General features: G+C 70.6%; 22 protein-coding genes. 9 read left to right on the forward strand and 13 right to left on the reverse strand.

Translation table 11 applies throughout. The annotated features are described in order from the left end of the window. The first annotated feature begins 61 nt into the window (after positions 1-61). The 4 genes from AC3DE3_RS04145 (at position 62) to mscL (ending at position 2,375) form a co-directional block, all read left to right on the forward strand. Positions 62-688 (forward strand): 5-formyltetrahydrofolate cyclo-ligase, encoded by a 627-nt coding sequence (locus tag AC3DE3_RS04145; protein ID WP_488369060.1) that lies wholly within the window; start codon positions 62-64, stop codon positions 686-688. A gap of 37 nt (positions 689-725) precedes the next feature. Then, on the forward strand, positions 726-1,127 hold the full coding sequence (locus tag AC3DE3_RS04150; RefSeq protein WP_488369061.1) for an FmdB family zinc ribbon protein: 402 nt from the start codon (positions 726-728) through the stop codon (positions 1,125-1,127). A gap of 297 nt (positions 1,128-1,424) precedes the next feature. After that, a complete protein-coding gene (locus AC3DE3_RS04155) occupies positions 1,425-1,868 on the forward strand; it encodes a hypothetical protein (RefSeq protein WP_260488329.1) in 444 nt (147 codons plus the stop codon). Between the two features lie 78 nt (positions 1,869-1,946). Further along, positions 1,947-2,375 (forward strand): large conductance mechanosensitive channel protein MscL, encoded by a 429-nt coding sequence (mscL, locus tag AC3DE3_RS04160; protein WP_260488331.1) that lies wholly within the window; start codon positions 1,947-1,949, stop codon positions 2,373-2,375. Between the two features lie 106 nt (positions 2,376-2,481). Here mscL and AC3DE3_RS04165 read toward each other — a convergent pair whose 3' ends face one another. From AC3DE3_RS04165 to AC3DE3_RS04195, 7 genes are all read right to left on the reverse strand, one after another. Next, positions 2,482-2,631 (reverse strand): hypothetical protein, encoded by a 150-nt coding sequence (locus tag AC3DE3_RS04165; protein ID WP_488369062.1) that lies wholly within the window; start codon positions 2,629-2,631, stop codon positions 2,482-2,484. Continuing rightward, complete coding sequence (locus AC3DE3_RS04170) at positions 2,628-3,203, reverse strand: MogA/MoaB family molybdenum cofactor biosynthesis protein (protein ID WP_260488333.1); 576 nt, start codon at positions 3,201-3,203, stop codon at positions 2,628-2,630. Before AC3DE3_RS04170 ends, AC3DE3_RS04165 begins: the two co-directional genes overlap by 4 nt. Then, positions 3,200-4,621, reverse strand: coding sequence for a S1C family serine protease (locus tag AC3DE3_RS04175; protein WP_488369063.1), 1,422 nt, complete (start codon positions 4,619-4,621; stop codon positions 3,200-3,202). Before AC3DE3_RS04175 ends, AC3DE3_RS04170 begins: the two co-directional genes overlap by 4 nt. Positions 4,622-4,717: 96 nt before the next feature. After that, complete coding sequence (locus tag AC3DE3_RS04180) at positions 4,718-6,094, reverse strand: HAMP domain-containing sensor histidine kinase (protein ID WP_260488335.1); 1,377 nt, start codon at positions 6,092-6,094, stop codon at positions 4,718-4,720. 14 nt (positions 6,095-6,108) lie between these two features. Next, the gene (locus AC3DE3_RS04185) at positions 6,109-6,792 is read right to left on the reverse strand and encodes a response regulator transcription factor (RefSeq protein ID WP_260488336.1); all 684 of its coding nucleotides are present in this window, start codon (positions 6,790-6,792) and stop codon (positions 6,109-6,111) included. Positions 6,793-7,011: 219 nt separating this feature from the next. Continuing rightward, entirely contained in the window at positions 7,012-7,182 is a 171-nt protein-coding gene (gene rpmF, locus AC3DE3_RS04190; RefSeq protein ID WP_260488338.1) for a 50S ribosomal protein L32, read from the reverse strand. A 52-nt stretch (positions 7,183-7,234) separates the two neighbouring features. Further along, positions 7,235-7,492, reverse strand: a complete 258-nt coding sequence (locus tag AC3DE3_RS04195) for a type B 50S ribosomal protein L31 (RefSeq protein ID WP_260488340.1) — start codon at positions 7,490-7,492, stop codon at positions 7,235-7,237. 374 nt (positions 7,493-7,866) lie between these two features. Between AC3DE3_RS04195 and rpmB the strand changes: the two genes are divergently transcribed. The 5 genes from rpmB to AC3DE3_RS04220 all read left to right on the forward strand — a co-directional run bounded on the left by rpmB (position 7,867) and on the right by AC3DE3_RS04220 (position 9,961). Further along, complete coding sequence (rpmB, locus tag AC3DE3_RS04200; protein WP_010542299.1) at positions 7,867-8,103, forward strand: 50S ribosomal protein L28; 237 nt, start codon at positions 7,867-7,869, stop codon at positions 8,101-8,103. A 1-nt stretch (position 8,104) separates the two neighbouring features. After that, complete coding sequence (gene rpmG, locus AC3DE3_RS04205) at positions 8,105-8,269, forward strand: 50S ribosomal protein L33 (protein ID WP_010542298.1); 165 nt, start codon at positions 8,105-8,107, stop codon at positions 8,267-8,269. 3 nt (positions 8,270-8,272) lie between these two features. Next, positions 8,273-8,578: a 30S ribosomal protein S14 gene (gene rpsN, locus AC3DE3_RS04210; RefSeq protein WP_017836289.1), complete on the forward strand. Its 306-nt coding sequence runs from the start codon at positions 8,273-8,275 to the stop codon at positions 8,576-8,578. Between the two features lie 10 nt (positions 8,579-8,588). Then, positions 8,589-8,846 (forward strand): 30S ribosomal protein S18, encoded by a 258-nt coding sequence (rpsR, locus tag AC3DE3_RS04215; RefSeq protein WP_007632792.1) that lies wholly within the window; start codon positions 8,589-8,591, stop codon positions 8,844-8,846. Between the two features lie 170 nt (positions 8,847-9,016). Then, on the forward strand, positions 9,017-9,961 hold the full coding sequence (locus AC3DE3_RS04220; RefSeq protein WP_488369064.1) for an AEC family transporter: 945 nt from the start codon (positions 9,017-9,019) through the stop codon (positions 9,959-9,961). A 36-nt stretch (positions 9,962-9,997) separates the two neighbouring features. Here AC3DE3_RS04220 and AC3DE3_RS04225 read toward each other — a convergent pair whose 3' ends face one another. The 6 genes from AC3DE3_RS04225 to AC3DE3_RS04250 are packed head-to-tail and all read right to left on the reverse strand — an operon-like array spanning position 9,998 to position 15,351. Next, positions 9,998-10,744, reverse strand: a complete 747-nt coding sequence (locus AC3DE3_RS04225) for a CPBP family intramembrane glutamic endopeptidase (protein WP_488369065.1) — start codon at positions 10,742-10,744, stop codon at positions 9,998-10,000. 31 nt (positions 10,745-10,775) lie between these two features. Next, entirely contained in the window at positions 10,776-11,429 is a 654-nt protein-coding gene (locus tag AC3DE3_RS04230; protein ID WP_260488348.1) for a 3-oxoacid CoA-transferase subunit B, read from the reverse strand. Continuing rightward, the gene (locus AC3DE3_RS04235; RefSeq protein ID WP_260488350.1) at positions 11,429-12,205 is read right to left on the reverse strand and encodes a CoA transferase subunit A; all 777 of its coding nucleotides are present in this window, start codon (positions 12,203-12,205) and stop codon (positions 11,429-11,431) included. The genes AC3DE3_RS04230 and AC3DE3_RS04235 overlap by 1 nt, the downstream gene beginning before the upstream one ends. A 27-nt stretch (positions 12,206-12,232) precedes the next feature. Continuing rightward, positions 12,233-13,882 carry an AMP-binding protein gene (locus AC3DE3_RS04240; protein WP_488369066.1) on the reverse strand — a complete coding sequence of 550 codons (1,650 nt, stop codon included), beginning with the start codon at positions 13,880-13,882 and terminating at the stop codon, positions 12,233-12,235. A gap of 54 nt (positions 13,883-13,936) precedes the next feature. Next, positions 13,937-14,803 (reverse strand): HpcH/HpaI aldolase/citrate lyase family protein, encoded by an 867-nt coding sequence (locus AC3DE3_RS04245; RefSeq protein WP_488369067.1) that lies wholly within the window; start codon positions 14,801-14,803, stop codon positions 13,937-13,939. Continuing rightward, a complete protein-coding gene (locus tag AC3DE3_RS04250) occupies positions 14,800-15,351 on the reverse strand; it encodes a MaoC family dehydratase (RefSeq protein WP_488369068.1) in 552 nt (183 codons plus the stop codon). The genes AC3DE3_RS04245 and AC3DE3_RS04250 overlap by 4 nt, the downstream gene beginning before the upstream one ends. Position 15,352 lies beyond the last annotated feature (1 nt).

The raw sequence follows: 15,352 nt of genomic DNA on the forward strand, positions 1-15,352 counted from the left end.
GACCACCTTAGACCTCGCACCCGCCCCCTCGGCGTGACGCCACGCGCGGCAGACTGGGGTCATGCAGCCCGACCGGTCCGATCTCAGCGACGGCGTCGTCCCCCTCGCGGTGGCCAAGTCGCGGCTGCGCCGTGAGGTGCTCGCCCGCCGCGCCGCCGTGCCGGCGCCGGTGCGCGCCGAGCGGGACCGGATGATCCTCGACCACCTGGGCCGGATCGTCGCCGCGGGGACGGTGGTGTGCGCGTATGTTCCCGACGACGACGAGGCCGGCGGACGGGATCTGGCGGAGGAACTCATCCGGTGCGGTGCCCGGGTGTTCCTGCCCGTCGCGCCCGTGGTCGGCCCGTTGGAGTGGGCGGCGTACGCCGGGCCGGCGGATCTGGTCCCCGGCCGGTTCGGCATTCCCGTCCCGTCCGCACCGCCCGCCGGGCCGGAGTTCATCTCGGGGGCCGATCTCGTCCTGGTTCCCGCCGTCGCCGTGGACCGGACGGGCAATCGACTCGGCCGGGGCGGGGGCTACTACGACCGGTCCCTGGCGCTGGCGGGGCCGGGTACGAGGATGCTCGCGCTCCTGGACCCCGAGAACTTGGTCGACCATGTGCCCGCCGAGCCGCACGACCGCCCCGTCGACGGCGTGATCACCCCGGAGGCGGTTCTCGACTTCGGAACTTGGCACTCGCCGGAGTAGAGTGCCAGTCGTTGTCCGATACTCCTCGGGAGGCAAGATGCCCACCTACTCCTACCGGTGCCGCGACTGCGACGTCGCCTTCGACATCCAGCAGTCCTTCGACGAGGACTCGCTGACCGTCTGCCCGCAGTGCAACGGCGGGCTGCGCAAGCTCTTCAACACGGTCGGCGTCGTGTTCAAGGGCTCCGGCTTCTACCGCACCGACAGTCGCGCCTCCGGCGAGGGCGGATCGAGCGGCAAGTCCGGCGGAGGTTCGCTCGCCGGCAGTTCGTCGGGCAGCAGTTCGTCGGGCAGCAGCTCCTCGGGAAGCAGCTCCTCGGGTGGCGGCGGATCGACGTCCGGGTCCTCGGGCTCCGGTTCGGGCTCCGGCACGGGCGCGACCTCCGGTTCGGGCTCCTCCTCGGGATCGTCGACCTCGTCGTCGTCGTCGTCGTCCTGACGGGTCGCTCCCGCCCCCACTGAGTTCTCACCGCGCCACCACCCGCCACCACCCGCCGCCACCAGCACTCCGGCACCACGGACCCGGCACCACCGCCCCCGCGCACGCCCGCGGTGACCCGGACCCGCGCCCGGTCATCCACACCCCCGGGCCGCCTCCACAGGCGCGGCGGCTCCGCCGGCCGGCCGCGAGGCCGGTGCCCCGTCGCGCCGCTACGGTCTGATCGCAAGCGCCGGCCCGCCCGGTGCCCACTGATCCGGCGCCCGGACACCGGCCGCCTCGACCGACGGGGGACCCATGCGCCGCACCATCTCCTCGGTGGCCCCTCCCGGACGGTGGCGACGGCGGCGCACCGCCCGGATCGGGCTCGCGGCCGCACTGGTGGTGGCCGCACCGTTCGTCGACCGCCCCGGCTCCCCGGAGCCCGTGGACCCCGCTGCTCCCGCCGCCGAGCTCGGTGGCGACCCCTCGCGCGGCCGGGTCCGGGTCGTCCCGATCCCGCTCGCCGACCCCGCCGTGGCCGACCTCCTCCGGCCGGGCGACGTGGTCGACCTCATCGGGACAACCGAGCTCTCCCCAGGTCAGGCCCCAGAGCTCGTCGCCCACGCCGCCCGGGTCCGGGACGCCCCCGAAGGCCGGTCCGGCGGGCGCTCGCTGCTCGTCGAGGTCCCCGAGGCCGATGCCGCCCACCTCGCCGCGACGGCCGCCGGCACACCGCTCGCCGTCGTGGTCCACGGATGAAGGGCCCTGGAGGCGGGTGGCCGGCTGGTAATGTCGCCGGATCGAGCAACAGAAACCGACTACGAGAGGGGTGCACGAATGCTCAAGGGCTTCAAGGAATTCATCATGCAGGGCAACGTGATCGACCTGGCGGTCGCGGTCGTCATCGGCAGTGCGTTCGCGACGATCGTCGACGCGTTCACCAGCGCGATCATCAACCCGCTGATCGCTCTGCTCGGCGGCAACAAGGAGATCGGCTTCGCCGTCCAGATCCTCGAGGGCAACCCCGAGACCGTCATGGACTTCGGGATGCTCCTCACCGCGATCATCAACTTCCTGCTGATCGCGGCCATCATCTACTTCGTCCTGGTCGGGCCGATGAACAAGATGAAGGAGGCCGCCGCCAAGCGCAAGGGCATCGAGGCGCCCGCGTCGGACAACGACCTCCTGGTGGAGATCCGCGACCTGCTCGCCGGTCGCCCGCTGACGCACCCGTCCGACCCCGAGAGCCCGTCCAGCAACGCCTGATCAGGCCAGCGCAACGCCTGATCAGGCCAGCGCAACGCCTGATCAGCTCAGCGCAGTGTCCCCGCCCCGTCGGCACACACCTGGCCGGCGGGGCGTCGGGGTGAAGTCAGCCGTGGTGCGGTGGTCGCTGGTCGCGCCACCAGTCGTCGTCGATCCGACTTTCCGCGGTGCGGGCCTCGTCCGAGGTCGTCTCCGGCAGGGTCTCGCCGAACACCTCGTCCAGCCGCGCCCGGTCCACCGGCCGCGGCTCGGTCACAGTTCCTCGAAGGCCGACAGTTGCGCCACCACGTAGGACACGAGCGGGCACAACGTCGCCATCCCGTCGCGGATCGCGGCGCGGCTGGGTGCGAGGTTGGCGACCACCGTGCTCCCCGATACGCCCACGTACCCTCGCGAGACGATCGAGTCGACCGCGCCGGCGGTGAGACCCGACGAGCGGATCGCCTCGGCGATGCCGGGCAGTCGCTGGTCCAGGATCTCCTCGGTGACCTCGGGCGTGATGTCCCGGGGACCGACCCCGGTGCCGCCCACGGTCACGACGAAGTCGAAGCCACCGACCACGGCCGTCTCGAGGGCCTTGCGCACCTCGGCCTCGTCCGCCGCGACGCCCACCACACCGCCGACGAGGAAACCCTCCTCCTCGAGCAGTTCGGTGACCAGCGGGCCGATCGAATCCTCACGCTCGTTCAGTCTGTCGGTCACCACCACGACCATCGCGCGGCCGGCGATCTGCGGCTCCACGGGCTCGACGGCGGCCGGGTCGAAATCCAGGCCGGTGGGGAGTTTGCGGCCTCCGGGCAGAGCCCGCGGATCAAATCTGGTGCTCATCTGGCCTCTCCCAGTATCACGTCGACGGTGTTCGGCGTTTCGCCCTCACGGGAAGCATAGGTGACGGTCACCGTGTCCCCCGGAGCCCGGGACCGGATCGCCGCGACGAGAGCGTCCCCGCCCTCGATGAGCCGCTCCCCCACCCCGGAGATGACCGACCCCTCCCTGATCCCGGCGCGCTCCGCGGGCCCACCCGGCTCGACGCCGCGCACGAGGGCGCCGTCCACATCGGGCGCGTCACTCACGGACACCCCGAGCACAGCGCGGGTCGCGAACCCCTGCTTGATCAGTTGGTCCGCGATCCGCCGGGCCTGGTCCACGGGGATGGCGAAGCCGAGACCGATCGATCCCGAGCTGCCCGACCCCAGTGACGCGATGGCCGAGTTGATCCCGACCAGCTCGCCGTCCATGTTGACGAGGGCGCCTCCCGAGTTGCCCGGGTTCACCGCGGCGTCGGTCTGGATGGCGTCGATCACCGTGCTCTGGTCCGACTGTTCGCCGCCGGCGCGTACCGGGCGCTCGAGGGCGGAGACGATGCCGGTGGTCACGGTTCCCGACAGGCCCAGCGGCGAGCCCACCGCGGCGACGGCCTGGCCTTCGTTCAGCGTGGCCGAGGACCCCAAGGCGATCGGGGTGAGCGAGCGCGAGGTCTCGGCCTTGATGACCGCGATGTCCGTGGCCGGGTCCGTGCCCACGATGCTCGCCGGGGCCGTGGAGCCGTCGTCGAAGCGCACCTGGATCTCGCCACCGGCTCGGGCCGCCGCGATGACGTGGTTGTTGGTGATGATGAGCCCGTCCTGGGTCAGCACCACCCCGGACCCCTCGCCGCGCCCCGTCTGGGACCGCACGTCCACCGAGACGACGCTCGGGAGCACCTTGTCCGCCACCGATTCGACGGTTCCGTCTGGCGCGCGCCCCTCGGGTTGGGAAGCATTGATGGGCGAGGACAACCCCTGCCCGGACCCTCCCGCCACCGTCGCACCGATCCAGCCCCCGAGCCCGCCGGAGACGAGCATGGCGGCCACGATCCCGGCCGCGAGCAGGCCGCGGCCGGACCTCCGCGGCCCCGACTGCGCCCCGGGATCGACACCCGGCCCGCCGCCGGGGTGGAGCGGCGGACCAGAGGGAGGCGCGGTCTCCGCGGGGCGCCACGGTCCGGTCCGGGGCCCCTGCGGCGGTGACTGCGCGGCGAACTCGGTGGTCGGCCCTCCTGCGCCGCCCCACCCATGGGCCGAGCCGTCGGGTCCACGGCCCTCCTGCCCGCCGTACGGATACGCGCCGGCGTACGGGTCCCGGCCCGCGTAGGGGTTCTCCCCGGCGGGCTGGTGCGCCGGTCCCCCGAGGCCCGCACCCGGCCTGCCTGCCCAGTCTTCCGGGGTCCCGGGTTCGCCCCGGCCCCGACCGTTGTCGTTCTCCATGGCCCCCATGGTTCACGATGGCGCTGTGTGCGCGCTGAGATCGTGTGCCCGACCCCCGGCGGTGCTCCTCGGTGGGAGCCCGGTCGGGGGCGGAACTCACACGGGCGGTTGCTCGCTTCCGGGGATGGTCACGCGGACCAGCGCGCCACCGCCCTCGGCGTCGCCGATCTCGACGGTTCCGCCGTGCCGGGTCGTGACCTGGCGGACGATGGCCAGCCCCAGACCCGACCCCGGCATCCCGCGCGCCTCGTGGGAGCGGTGGAAGCGTTCGAAGACCAGCTCCCTGTCCTGCTCGGGGATGCCCGGCCCCTGGTCGGCGACCGTCAACTCCATCACGGCATCGGAGACGGGCCGCATCCGCACGGTCACCGTGCCGCCGGCGGGGCTCCACTTGGCGGCGTTGTCGCACACGTTGAGCACCGCACGCTCGATCCCCGCCGAGTCACCGAAGGAGTACCAGGGCCTCAGCTCCACATCGAAGTCCACGTCGTGCCGCCGGCGCCGCACCCGTTCGAGGGCGCGCTCGACCGCGTCGGAGACCGCCACCGGCTCCAACTCGACCTCCCCGGAATCCTCACGGGCGAGCTCGACCAGATCTCCGACGAGTTGGCTCAGCTCCGAGATCTGCCCCACCACGTCCGCCTCCAGTTCGCGACGATCGGCGTCGGGAATCGTCCGTGCGCCCGGACGACTGGCCGCGATGAGCAACTCCACGTTCGTCCGCAGGCTTGTCAGGGGGGTCTTGAGCTCGTGTCCGGCGTCCGCTACGAGACGCGCCTGTCTCTCCCGACTCTCACCGAGCGCGACCAGCATCTGGTTGAAACTGCTCGTCAGTCGAGCGATCTCGTCATCCCCCGCCACCGGGATCGGGCGGAGGTCGTCGGTCCTGGCGATGCGTTCCACCGCCCGCGTCAGTCGGGCCACCGGGGCCAACCCGGTGCGACCGACAGCGGTCCCGGCCACCGCGGCCAGGGCGATGCCCGCGGCCCCGACGAGGGTGAGCACGATCGCCAGGCGGTTGAGCGCCGCCCGCGTCGGGCTGAGGTCCTGCGCCAGGATGAGGGTGGACCCGTCGCGGACCCCGACCGCGTAGATCTGCTTACCACCGGAGGTACGCAGGCTCGACTCGGCGTCCCCGCGCACCACCGCGATCTCGGGGCCGCCGATCTGGAAGGGTTCCCCGGTCGCGGTGCGCACGCCGGAGGGCGCGACGATCTGGGCGTCCAGATTGGGGTTGAAGGCCCGCAGCGCGATCAGCGTGCTCCGGGACTGCAGGGCGAACTCGGACGCGAGCTGACTGTTCACCAGCTGGTCGGCCTGCTGTTGTAGGCGGTTGTTGACGTCGCTGTACATCGACCCCGACACGACGAAGTACGCCGCCACGGCCATGAGGGCCACCGCGACGCCCACCGAACTCGCCGCCAGCAGCGTCACCCGCTGATGGAGCGAGATCGGTGCGGACCCCGTCCGCATCGTCCGGGCCGGCACTACGGCGTCTCGCGCAGGACGTAGCCCACTCCGCGCACGGTGTGGATCAGCCGGCTCTCGCCCTCTCCTTCCGTCTTGCGGCGCAGGTACCCGATGTAGACCTCGAGCGCGTTCCCCGACGTCGGGAAGTCGTACCCCCACACCTCCTCGAGGATGTGGCTGCGCGTCAGGACCCGTCGCGGGTGATGCATGAGCAGTTCGAGCAGCGAGAACTCGGTCCGGGTGAGCTGGATCCGTCGTTCACCCCTGGTGACCTCACGGGTCGCCAGATCCATCCGTAGGTCCTCGAACTCCAGCACCTCGTCGACCTCCTCGACGTCGGTGCCGCGGCGGCGCAGGAGGGCCCGGAGTCGGGCGAGGAGTTCCTCCAGGGCGAAGGGCTTGGGTAGGTAGTCGTCGGCCCCGGCGTCCAGGCCGGCGACGCGCTCGGAGACCGCGTCCCTGGCGGTGAGCATGAGAACGGGGAGGTCGTCTCCCCTGCTGCGCAGGATCCGACACACCTCGAGCCCGTCCCGACGGGGCATCATGACGTCGAGGATGACCGCGTCCGGCCGGTTGGAGTCGACGCGCTCGATCGCCTCGACGCCGTCACCGGCGAGCTCGACGTCGTACCCGTTGAACGTCAGGGAGCGCCGCAGCGACTCGCGCACGGCCTGGTCGTCGTCGACTACGAGAATCTTCATAGCCGGAATTCTCTCGCACAGGACTGAACCGCGGCTGAGGATTCGCCCACACGAGCTGACACCGTTCACACCGGACCCGTACCGCCCGGACCACCCCGCAGATGCCGACGAGCCCGGCGGGTCCGCGTGGACCCGCCGGGCTCGTGACCGGGCGTGTGCGTGCGGCGCGCGTGGCGCCGCCGTGCTCGGCCACGCCCCGTGGGGCGCAGCCGACTCGACTCAGCGGTCGAGGTCGACCAGGCCGAGCTGGGCGGCCTTGACCAGACGACGCGGCAGCACCACGGAGCGGCCGTCGATCTTGGTCTCCTGGAGGGCGACGTTGTCGGCCTTCCACTGGGACCGGCGGGAGTGGGTGTTGGCGCGCGAGAGGCGGCGCTTCGGAACTGCCATGATTTCGTCCTCGGGGTCTAGGAGGTGGATCGGGGCGCGGACGCCCCGCTGCTCACTTGCGGCGGGCGCGGGTGCCGTAGCGGCGCTGGAACTTCTCGACGCGGCCGGCGGTGTCCATGACACGCTGCGCGCCGGTCCAGAACGGGTGCGACTCGCTCGTCACGTCGACGACGATGAGCGGGTACGTCTGACCGTCCTCCCACTCGACCGTGCGGCTGCTGGTCGCAGTGGAACGGGTGAGGAACTTGGTGCCCGTGCCCGAGTCCTGGAAGACCACCGGGTGGTAGTCGGGGTGGATGTCGCTCTTCATACTGGATCCCTCTAGCTCGGTAGAAGTCTGTGGGTCTGGCGCTCGCTCACGCAAGAGCGCGCTGGTGCCAGTGGCCGAACCGGGGATCCCGGTGTCAGCACACGCATCGGTAGATCGTACCCGTAGGATGGCCGGGCACCCAATTCGTGCGCCGCGGACAGGTGCCCGCCGGCGGCGATACGCCCGCTGACGTGCCGATTACCGTTTCACGCGGTCGAGCCGTAAACTAGACCATCGCTGTTGTCTGCACGTTTGCTATCGCCTCTCACGGTGCTCGCGACGTGGCGGTGAGCCCCCCGTACGGCCCTGGCCGTTCGAGGTCGTCTCCACCCGCCGCGCGCCACCGATGGACGGGGCGGAAGGAGAAACACGCCATGTCGGCGCATTGCCAGGTAACGGGACGGAAGCCGGGTTTCGGCAAGTCCGTCTCGCACTCACACCGCAGGACCAACCGTCGCTGGAACCCGAACATCCAGCGTCGTAGCTACTTCGTGCCCTCCGAGGGTCGTCGCGTCACGCTGACGGTCTCCACCAAGGGCATCAAGACCATCGACCGCGATGGCATCGAGGCCGTCGTGGCCCGCATCCGTGCCCGTGGGGAGAAGATCTGAGATGGCCCGTAACGACATCCGCCCCATCATCAAGCTGAAGTCCACGGCCGGTACCGGGTTCACGTACGTGACCCGCAAGAACCGTCGCAACAATCCGGACCGCATCGTCCTCAAGAAGTTCGACCCGGTCGTCCGTAAGCACGTCGAATTCCGAGAGGAGCGCTGACTCGTGGCCAAGAAGTCCAAGATCGCGCGCAACGAGCAGCGCAAGGCAAAGGTCGCCCGGTTCGCCGAGCGCCGCGCCGAGCTCAAGGCAATCATCAAGAACCCGGAGAGCACGGACGAGGCACGTATGGATGCCCAGACCGCGCTCAACAAGATGCCGCGTGACGCCTCGCCGGTGCGGGTGCGTAACCGCGACGTCGCCGATGGCCGCCCCCGCGGCTACCTCCGCAAGTTCGGTCTCTCCCGCGTCCGCATGCGCGAGATGGCCCACCGTGGCGAGCTGCCCGGTGTCACGAAGTCGAGTTGGTGAGTAGGTAACCATGGCTAAAGCACGTAGCACCCCGTCCAAGAAGATCCGCGCCCAGGAGGGCCGTCGACCCAAGAAGAACCCGCTGAAGGTGGCGGGTATCGAGACAGTCGACTACAAGGACGTCAACACCCTCCGTACCTTCATCTCCGATCGCGGCAAGATCCGTTCGCGTCGCGTCACCGGCCTCACGCCGCAGCAGCAGCGTCAGGTCGCCGTGGCGGTCAAGAACGCCCGCGAGATGGCCCTGCTGCCGTTCACCAGCCGCTGAGTCACTCCTCGGCGCGGTTGAACCGAACCGCCCGTCCCGCCCGCGGCGTCTAGTCGCCGACTCAGGCAACAGCAACCCGATCGGGGTCGTGTCTCCTCCTGCAGGAGCGCACGACCCCGATCGGCGTTACCGCTCCCTGTTCCCCCTCCCCCGACACCAGGAGTCCGCCCGTGGCCGGCGTCCTCAACGGCTTCGCCGTGATCGTCGCGCTCGTCGCGCTGGGCTGGATCCTCGCCCGCACCCTGGTCCTGGGCACGGACGCACGGCTGGTGCTCAACCGCCTCGTCTTCTACGTCGCCACCCCGGCGCTGTTGTTCGACTCCCTCGCCCGCACCACCCTCGACCAGGTCTTCACCGGCGTCTTCGTGGTGTCCGCGGTCTCGGCGATCATCATCGCCGTCCTGTACATGGCGGTCGCCCGCCTGTGGCTCCATCGCCCGGCGGCGGACCTCGTCATCGGTGCGCTGTCGGCCGGATACGTCAACTCGGCCAACCTCGGCATCCCCATCGCGTTGTACGTCCTCGGCGACCTCGGGTTCGTCATGCCGCTGCTGCTGTTCCAGGTGGTGGTCCTCCAACCGGTCGCCATCGCCGTGCTCGAGCGCGCCGCGCGTGCGGAGGGCACGGACGGCGGCGGGGACGGCGGCGCACTCGGAGCACTGCTGCAGTCGGTCCGGACGCCGATCGTCCTGGCCGCGCTGGCGGGTGTGGTCGTGGCGGCCCTGCCGTGGACACCGCCCGAGGCCCTCCTCGAGCCCGTCCACCTGGTCGGGCAGATCTCCGTGCCCGGTGCGCTGCTGGTGTTCGGCATGTCGCTCTACGGGGTCAAGGTGCTCGAGGCCGGCGCCTCGCCGCGCCGCGAGATCTTCCTCGCGAGTGCACTCAAGCTCATCGCCCATCCGTTACTCGCGTACGCGATCGGCGCCTGGTTGCTGGGGATGCGGGACCACGAACTCCTCACGGTGGTGGTGGCAGCCGCCTTGCCGACCGCGCAGAACGTCCTGGTGGTCGCGACCCGCTACGGCCACGGCACGCTCTTGGCACGGGACTCGGCCGTCCTCACCACACTCGGCGCCCTGCCCGTTCTCCTCCTGATCTCCGCACTCCTGGCCTGACCGACGATTCCTCAGGCCATCCCGGCGGCGGCGTTCTCAGGCCATCCCGGCGGCGATCACCCCGGTGAACACGACCGCGTTGTTGACGCCGTGGAGCACGATGCCGGGCACGATCGACCGGTACCACTCCGCCATCGCGCACAGCGAGATCCCCACGACCAGCAGGTACGGCATGGCCGGGGGAATCAGGTGGACGGCCGCGAAGACCGCCCCGGCGAGCGTGATCCCGCCGACGACCCGCAGCCGCGCGCGCAGTGCCGGCAGCACGATGCCGCGGAACACCGTCTCCTCCGCCACCGGGATGAGCACCGCGACGGTGAGCAGTCCGAGCACCGCGGACACCGGCCCTCCGGCCACCAGGTCGGCGATGGCCGTATCGGTGTTCTCCCCCGCCGACTCCGCGCCCGCGCCCAGGGGGATGAGCACGAGCATCGAGGCGGCGGCGCCGGCGGCCATCACGGCCGGGATCTGCCAGGCCAGGTGCCACGGCGATCGGTCCGGGTGCCGCAGGCCGACGTCCGCCCACCGGAGACCGCGTCGGCGCAGGAGGTGGATCCGCACCGCGAGAAGTGCGGCCACGGCGGTGCCGGCGAGGACGACCAGGGCGAGGAGCGCGGTGTCCGGCCGCGCGGCCCCCAGGGCCCGGGCGGCGACCAGCCCCAGGATGACGACGACGACGAGGCCGGCCCCGTAGAGGAGAACCCACGCCAACGCCGACAGCGCCACCCGGCCCCGGACCGGTGTGGTCCAGAGTCCGGGGGCGCTGTCGCCCGGACGGGTCACCGCGGCGGGAGCCCGCGTGTCGTAGGCGTCGTCATCCCAGCCCGTCGGCCACCAGGAACGGTGCGTCGGTCGCTGCCTTCACCTGGTCGAGGGTCACACCGTCCACGATCTCGATGAGGGTCAGTCCGTTCTCGTCGCGGTCGAACACGCCGAGTTCCGTGATGATCCGGTTGACGCAGCCCAGGCCGGTCAGCGGGAGGGAGATCTCGGAGACGATCTTCGATGAGCCGTCCTTGGCGACCTGGTCCATGACCACGACGATCCGGCGCGCGCCCACCACGAGGTCCATCGCGCCGCCCATGCCCTTGACCATGGCGCCGGGGACCATCCAGTTGGCGATGTCGCCGGCCGGGTTGACCTCCATCGCGCCGAGGATGGCCACGTCGATCTTGCCCGAACGGATCATGCCGAAGCTCATCGCCGAGTCGAAGATCGAGGAGCCGGGAAGGGTCGTGACGGTCTCCTTGCCGGCGTTGATGAGATCCGGGTCGACGTCGTCGGGGTGCGGGTACGGTCCGATGCCCAGCAGCCCGTTCTCCGACTGCAGGGTGACGTTGACGCCCTCGGGGACGTAGTTGGGGACCAGGGTCGGCAGGCCGATCCCGAGGTTGACGTACTGGCCGTCCTCCAGTTCCAGCGCCGCCCGGGCGGCCATGGCCTTGCGGTCGCGTCCGATCCTGCTCATCAGCGCTGTCCTTCCGAGGGCGGGTTGGTGGTGGTCTTCTCGATCCACTTGGTCTGGGCGACCTGCTCCGGGGTCAGTTCCACCAGGCGGTGGACGAAAATGCCCGGGAGGTGGATGTCGTCGGGGGCGAGCTCGCCGACCTCGACGATCTTCTCGGCCTCGACGATGCAGACCCGGCCGGCCATCGCCGCGAGCGGCGAGAAGTTCCGGGCCGTGAGGTTGAACCGGAGGTTGCCGCTGCGGTCGGCCACCGCGGCGCGCACCAGCGAGTAGTCGGCCTCGATGGCCTGCTCGAGCACGTAGGTCTCGCCGCGGATCTCGCGGGTCTCCTTGGGCGGGGACGCCACCGCGACCCCGCCGGACGAGTCGTACTTCCACGGCATCCCGCCGTCGGCGACGTACGTACCGACGCCGGTGCGGGTGTAGAACGCCCCGATGCCGGATCCGCCGGCGCGCATCCGCTCGGCGAGCGTGCCCTGCGGGGTGAGCTCCACCTCCAGCTCACCGGAGAGGTACTGACGGGCGAACTCCTTGTTCTCCCCTACGTAGGAGGAGACGATACGACGGAGCTTGCCGCTCTCCAGCAGGATGCCGAGGCCCTTGCCGTCGACCCCGGCGTTGTTGGAGAACACCTCGAAGTTGCCGACCTCGCGGGCGGCGAGCGCGGAGATGACGATCTGCGGGATCCCGCTCAGGCCGAATCCTCCGGCGGCGATGGTCGCCCCGTCGGGGATGTCCGCGACGGCCTCGGCCGCGGTCATGATCTTGTTGGACATACACGCACTCCTTGGGTGTGGGGGCAGTCAGGCGATGCCGAGGATCTCGATCGCGGTCTTCCGCATGTCGACCTTGCGGACCTTGCCGGTGACGGTCATGGGGAACTCGTCGACCACGTGGACGTACTTCGGGATCTTGTGGCGGGCGAGCTTGCCGGTGGCGAACTCACGGACCTGGTCGGCGGTGAGGTCGTCGCATCCCGGCTTGAGCCGGACCCAGGCCATGAGCTCCTCGCCGTACTTGGGGTCGGGCACGCCGATCACCTGGGCGTCGAGGATGTCCGGGTGGGTGTAGAGGAACTCCTCGACCTCCCGCGGGTAGATGTTCTCGCCTCCCCGGATGACCATGTCCTTGATGCGGCCGGTGATGCGGACGTAGCCGGCGTCGTCCATCTCCCCGATGTCGCCCGTGTGCATCCAGCCCTCGGGGTCGATCGCCTCGGCGGTCTTGTCCGGCTGGTCCCAGTAACCCAGCATGACGCTGTAGCCCCTGGTGCAGAACTCGCCGGCCTCGCCGCGCGGCAGGGTCGCGCCGGTCGACGGGTCGACGATCTTGATCTCGAGGTGCGGCCCGACCCGGCCGACCGTGGACACGCGCCGGTCCAGCGAATCGTCCCGCCGGGTCTGGGTGGACACCGGCGAGGTCTCGGTCATGCCGTAGCAGATGGAGACCTCCTCCATGTTCATCCTGTCGATCACCTGACGCATGGTGGACTCGGGGCACGGCGAGCCGGCCATGATCCCGGTGCGCAGCGTGGACAGGTCGTAGGAGTCGAAATCCTCCAGCGCGAGCTCGGCGATGAACATCGTGGGCACGCCGTAGAGACTCGTGCACTTCTCCTGCTCCACCGCGCGCAGCGAGGCCGCGGGGTCGAACGCGGGCGCGGGGATGACCATCGCCGATCCGTGGCTGGTGCACGCCAGGTTGCCCATCACCATGCCGAAGCAGTGATAGAAGGGCACCGGGATGCATACCCGGTCGACCTCCGAGTAGTTGACGAGCTCGCCGACGAAGTACCCGTTGTTGAGGATGTTCGAGTGCGAGAGCGTGGCGCCCTTGGGGAAGCCCGTGGTGCCGGAGGTGTACTGGATGTTGATCGGGTCGCCGGGCTGCAGTGCGGCGCGGATCGATGCCAGTTCCTCGGTGTGGGTGGGGCCCGAGACCAGCGACTCCCACTCCTCGTCGCCGAAGAGCACGACCAGTTCGAGGTCCGGGCAGTTCGGCTGGACCTGCGCGAGCATCCCCGTGTAGTCGGAGTCCTTGAACTGGGGCGCCGCGATGACGGCCTTGATGCCCGCCTGCTTGAGAACGAACTCCAGCTCGTGGACCCGGTAGGACGGGTTGATGTTGACCAGCACCGCGCCGATCTCGGCGGTGGCGTACTGGACCATCACCCACTCCCACCGGTTGGGCGACCAGATACCCACCCGGTCCCCGGAACGGATCCCCAGCCGGTGCAGGCCGGAGGCCAGACGACGCACGTCGGCCAGGAACTCGGTGTAGGTCCACCGCCGGTCCGCCCGGACGTCGACGAGGGCGTCGCGGTCACCGAACTTCTCGACTGTCGCCGCGAGGTTCTCGGGGATCGTCTGGGTGAGCAGGGGGACTCCGGTCTCCCCGCGCGTATGGGACCCGGCGGGGTCGAGGGTCGTGGAATCGAGATCGGTGGTGGTCATCTCGGTACTCCTTGGGGGTGGGGCCGGACGGCCCGCGACAGGGGGATTGCGGTATCAGGTGGTGGCGGCCGCGGCGCGACGCATCGTCGCCTCGGCCTGGCGGAAGACGGGACCGTCGACCATGCGACCGTCCAGCCGGAACACGCCCTGGTTGTGCTCGGCGGCGGCGAGGACCTTCCGGGCCCAGGCCACCTCGTCGTCGTCGGGGGCGTAGGCCTCGCGGACCACCGACACCTGGGACGGGTGGATGCACGCGGTGGCCACGAACCCCAGGGCGACGGCGTCGAGCGCCTCGGCGCGCTGACCCGTGGAGTCGGCGATGTCCAGGTGCACCGAGTCGACCGCCCACCGGCCGAACGCGGCCGCGGCGAGCGCGACGCGCGCACGGGCGTGACGCGGAACGTCGCGGTACTCCCCCGCCACGCGGGGGCCACCGGCCTCGGCGGACGAGAACCGGCTGGTCGACCCGCCCATCGCGGCGAGGAGGTCTTCGGCGCCCCACATCAGCCCCGCGCATCCGGGCGCGGCGGCGATCTCCTCCGCGCGGACCACGCCGAGCGGGGTCTCCACCAACGCCAGCACCGCGGCACCGGTCGTCGAGTGCAGGTCGGTGACCTGCGCGGCGGACTCGGTCTTGGCCAACATCACGCAGCGGTAGTCCGTCTCGGCCAGGGCCTCGAGGTCGGCCGCGTGGTCGTCGGTGTCGGCCGGGTTGACCCGCACGATCGTCCGCTCCGGGTCGAGTCGCGAGGCCCGCAGTGCGTCCCGGGCGGCGGGACGGTCCGCGGGGGCGACGGCGTCCTCGAGGTCGACGATCACCACGTCCGCGCGGTCGGCGGCCTTGCCGTAGCGCTCCGGCCTGTCGGCCGGGCAGAACAGCAGTGCCGGGCCGGGCGGTATCCAGGCGGGGGTCGGGGTCACCGCGATCCCTCCGCGTCCGGTCCGGACTCGGTCGGCCGCTTGCGGACGAGCGTCTTGCGGACCGCCTTGGCCACGATGTCGCCGTGCTGGTTGCGGCCGATGTGCTCGAGGGTCACGATGCCCTCGCCCGGACGAGACTTCGACTCACGTTTGTCCGTGCACACCGTCTCCGCGTACAGCGTGTCACCGTGCAGCACCGGCTTGGGGAAGCTGACCTCCGAGAAACCGAGGTTCGCCACGATCGTGCCCTGGGTGAGCTGGGCGACCGACAGTCCCACGAGGGTGGAGAGCGTGTGCATGGAGTTCATGAGCCGCTCGCCGCCGAATCCCGGCTGCTCGGCCGACCACGCGGCGTCCAGGTGCAGGGCCTGGGTGTTCATCGTCAGCGTGGTGAACAGGACGTTGTCCGTCTCGGTCATCGTGCGCCCGGGGCGGTGGAGGTAGGCGGTGCCCACCTCGTACTCCTCGAACCACAGGCCACGCTGGACGACCTCGTTGCGCGCCGGTCGCTGCGCTCCGTCGACGACCTCCTTGCGCTGCTCGGACATC

Source organism: Dietzia sp. IBK-p2-16D (genome assembly GCF_057773085.1).

Excerpts from the sequence above, each read along its gene's own strand:
- AC3DE3_RS04145 (WP_488369060.1), top strand. The coding sequence starts at position 62 with ATGCAGCCCGACCGGTCCGATCTCAGCGACGGCGTCGTCCCCCTCGCG.
- rpsR (WP_007632792.1), top strand. The coding sequence starts at position 8,589 with ATGGCTAAAGCACGTAGCACCCCGTCCAAGAAGATCCGCGCCCAGGAG.
- mscL (WP_260488331.1), top strand. The coding sequence starts at position 1,947 with ATGCTCAAGGGCTTCAAGGAATTCATCATGCAGGGCAACGTGATCGAC.
- AC3DE3_RS04230 (WP_260488348.1), bottom strand. The coding sequence starts at position 11,429 with ATGAGCAGGATCGGACGCGACCGCAAGGCCATGGCCGCCCGGGCGGCG.
- AC3DE3_RS04175 (WP_488369063.1), bottom strand. The coding sequence starts at position 4,621 with ATGGAGAACGACAACGGTCGGGGCCGGGGCGAACCCGGGACCCCGGAA.
- rpmF (WP_260488338.1), bottom strand. The coding sequence starts at position 7,182 with ATGGCAGTTCCGAAGCGCCGCCTCTCGCGCGCCAACACCCACTCCCGC.
- AC3DE3_RS04180 (WP_260488335.1), bottom strand. The coding sequence starts at position 6,094 with ATGCGGACGGGGTCCGCACCGATCTCGCTCCATCAGCGGGTGACGCTG.
- rpmG (WP_010542298.1), top strand. The coding sequence starts at position 8,105 with ATGGCCCGTAACGACATCCGCCCCATCATCAAGCTGAAGTCCACGGCC.
- AC3DE3_RS04155 (WP_260488329.1), top strand. The coding sequence starts at position 1,425 with ATGCGCCGCACCATCTCCTCGGTGGCCCCTCCCGGACGGTGGCGACGG.
- AC3DE3_RS04150 (WP_488369061.1), top strand. The coding sequence starts at position 726 with ATGCCCACCTACTCCTACCGGTGCCGCGACTGCGACGTCGCCTTCGAC.
- AC3DE3_RS04185 (WP_260488336.1), bottom strand. The coding sequence starts at position 6,792 with ATGAAGATTCTCGTAGTCGACGACGACCAGGCCGTGCGCGAGTCGCTG.
- AC3DE3_RS04235 (WP_260488350.1), bottom strand. The coding sequence starts at position 12,205 with ATGTCCAACAAGATCATGACCGCGGCCGAGGCCGTCGCGGACATCCCC.
- AC3DE3_RS04240 (WP_488369066.1), bottom strand. The coding sequence starts at position 13,882 with ATGACCACCACCGATCTCGATTCCACGACCCTCGACCCCGCCGGGTCC.
- AC3DE3_RS04195 (WP_260488340.1), bottom strand. The coding sequence starts at position 7,492 with ATGAAGAGCGACATCCACCCCGACTACCACCCGGTGGTCTTCCAGGAC.
- AC3DE3_RS04250 (WP_488369068.1), bottom strand. The coding sequence starts at position 15,351 with ATGTCCGAGCAGCGCAAGGAGGTCGTCGACGGAGCGCAGCGACCGGCG.
- AC3DE3_RS04170 (WP_260488333.1), bottom strand. The coding sequence starts at position 3,203 with ATGAGCACCAGATTTGATCCGCGGGCTCTGCCCGGAGGCCGCAAACTC.
- rpmB (WP_010542299.1), top strand. The coding sequence starts at position 7,867 with ATGTCGGCGCATTGCCAGGTAACGGGACGGAAGCCGGGTTTCGGCAAG.